The organism is Streptomyces sp. NPDC048258 (assembly GCF_043201995.1).
GTDB lineage: Bacteria > Actinomycetota > Actinomycetes > Streptomycetales > Streptomycetaceae > Streptomyces.
The window spans coordinates 1-2,292 of sequence record NZ_JBICZH010000069.1 but is presented as its reverse complement, the minus strand read 5'-3'; the positions used below and the strand labels follow the sequence as shown (position 1 = coordinate 2,292).

Annotated in this window: 2 protein-coding genes and 1 pseudogene; all 3 read right to left on the bottom strand. The window is 68.6% G+C overall.

Annotated features, from left to right (window positions below; all coding sequences use genetic code 11):
- Positions 1 to 497: 497 nt before the first annotated feature.
- The 3 genes and pseudogenes from ACGFYQ_RS42185 to ACGFYQ_RS42175 all read right to left on the bottom strand — a co-directional run bounded on the left by ACGFYQ_RS42185 (position 498) and on the right by ACGFYQ_RS42175 (position 2,139).
- A pseudogene (locus ACGFYQ_RS42185) lies at positions 498 to 1,432 on the bottom strand (MerR family transcriptional regulator).
- 63 nt (positions 1,433 to 1,495) lie between these two features.
- On the bottom strand, positions 1,496 to 1,786 hold the full coding sequence (locus tag ACGFYQ_RS42180; protein WP_393752673.1) for a hypothetical protein: 291 nt from the start codon (positions 1,784 to 1,786) through the stop codon (positions 1,496 to 1,498).
- Positions 1,783 to 2,139: a hypothetical protein gene (locus ACGFYQ_RS42175; protein WP_393752671.1), complete on the bottom strand. Its 357-nt coding sequence runs from the start codon at positions 2,137 to 2,139 to the stop codon at positions 1,783 to 1,785. Before ACGFYQ_RS42175 ends, ACGFYQ_RS42180 begins: the two co-directional genes overlap by 4 nt.
- Positions 2,140 to 2,292 lie beyond the last annotated feature (153 nt).

The following is a 2,292-nucleotide window of genomic DNA, read 5'->3' as shown; positions in this document are numbered from 1 at the left end:
CTTTCCTCCGGGCTTTCGTTCTGTTCTTGCGTTTCCGACTCTATCAGACTCTTTCGGGCCCGACTTCCTCGGTGCTTTCCAGGTCCTGCGCTTTCGCGCTTTCCCTTTCCGGCGATTCCGACTCTATCAGAAGTTCTCCACCGGATTTTCCCCGGCTTCGATTCCCGAATGAAGAGTCGAGTCCCCGCGCCGAATTGCATTCCTTGCGGGGTGGTGCTGCCGAGCTTGTCCAGCTCCAGGCAACTGCTCAACCCTACAACCATGCCCAGGAGGTGTCAAAACCGGGCCGGCCACCGGTCCGCACGTGTTGAAAGCCCAGGTGGGGAGGGCCTCCAGGGCTCGGGAGGCCACGCCCCGTCCCCGTGCGTGCGCCGCCATCCAGTAGCCGACGTCGGCGGACGGCCTGCCTTGTGTCCCTCTCCCACACGACGGTCGGAGAACCAGCGCGGGCCCGGCCGTCGACGCCGGCGCCTCGAGCACCACGTGTCCCCTCCCCCTCATCGCGGCATGGCACGGACCGCCTGGACCGCCCAGCCGAGTACCGGCGCCAGACTCTCCGGGGCCTCCCAGCCGTTGATCACTGCCAGCAGGCGGAAGTACTGCTCTCTGCGGGGATCGTTCATCCCCTCCAGCCGGGCCACCAGCCGTCGGCGGAGCTCCACGTCGTCCGGCAGGCCGAGGAGGTGTGCGTAATGAGCTGTGAGCGTGGACGCGATCTCTGCTCCCTGGGGCGACGACGGCCCGATGCCGGCTGCCAACGCGGGGGCGGCCTCGCCGCGGACCGTCGCGGCGAGATCCCGCCGGACCACCGTGACCTCGCCCGGGCCGCGCTCGGCGACCTGGTCCTCCCCATCCGCCGCACACTCGCGCGGAAGTCCGGATCCTGCGCGAGTTCGGCCGGCTCCACCCACGCCTGGACCTGTTCCGCCTCGGGATCCTCCGGTAGTTCCGGAGTCATGGAGCGCATGATCCCCTCCCACGGGGAGTCCGCGTCCAGACCTCCGAAGGCGGCTTCCAGGAACCCGCCGACCAACCGTCGGCGTTCCTCCTCTGACAGCTTGGCCAGCTTGTGCAAGAGGTTCATCTCCTCAGGGGCGGATCCCCGCTGCGCCACTGCCGTCAGCACGGCACGCCGCAACCGCAGGATGCGTATCTGGACGTCCAGGGCCTCGGCGTGCGCGGCGGCGACATCGGGAAGCGGAAGCTCCCGGTCGATGACCTTCCGGATGGTCGCCAGGTCGAGCCCGAGCTCACGGAGGGTCCGTACGAGGTCGAGGCGTGCGACGGCGTCGAGATCGTAGAGGCGGTAGCCGCCAGGACTACGGCCGGCGGGCACCACGAGTCCATAGTCGGAGTAGAACCGGACCGTCTTGACCGTGACACCCGAGAGCCGGGCCACGTCGCCGATCGGATAGAGGGGTTCGCCGTCCATGCGCCTACCTTGCAGCCTCCTCCCACGGGAGACTCAAGTGCGTCCGGGGACGCCGGCAGGCTGTCAGAGGTTGACGCGCTTCAGGTAGACCCGGCTCCGGTGCGGGATGGTCTGGTACCAGACCATCAGGTGCTCGTCTTCGTACGTACGCAGCCGCATGGGGTGCGGGTCCTCGTAAAGGCTGCCGTCCTTGGGGTCGATGGCCAGCGCCGCCAGGTCGACCAGGCCGTCCATCACGGCGCTGACGAGGTGCTGTTGCTCCGCCGGCATGTCGCCGAGCACCCACAGCCGGCTGGGATCGCATTCCCAGGCCCAGCCGCTGTCGTTCTCGACGCCTTCACCCCGCGGAGTCACTGACCGATCTCGCGCTGGGCCTCGGCCAGGATGCGGCTGCTCGTCTCCATCGCGGCCCGGAACTCCGACTCCGTGGACGCAGGATCTCCCGCGACACGTTCCGCCTCGTGGAGCGCCGCCGCCCGGGCCGGCCAGCGGTGGATCGCGACGTGCGTGGCCCACTTGATCAGGAAGAACCGCAGCGGGTTGATGGCCCCGGTCTCCGCTGCGCGGTCGAACGCCTCGTTGCATTCCTTGTCGAGCACGGCGAGGTTGGCCATGTCGATCCGGCGCACGGCGTCCCGCAGGGCTTCCCGCGTCATGGCCGGCTGAGGGATGAGGGGCCCGTCGTCTTCCAGCTGCTGTGCTGTCATCGCGTCCTCCAGAGGAACGCGGCCAGGATACCCAGCCGGCCCCCGCGATCTGGCGGTAAACGCAGAAAAGCCCCGCACCGGACCCCGAAGGGTCTGGTGCGGGGCTTCCGCAATGATTGTTCGGCGGCGTCCTACTCTCCCACAGGGTCCCCC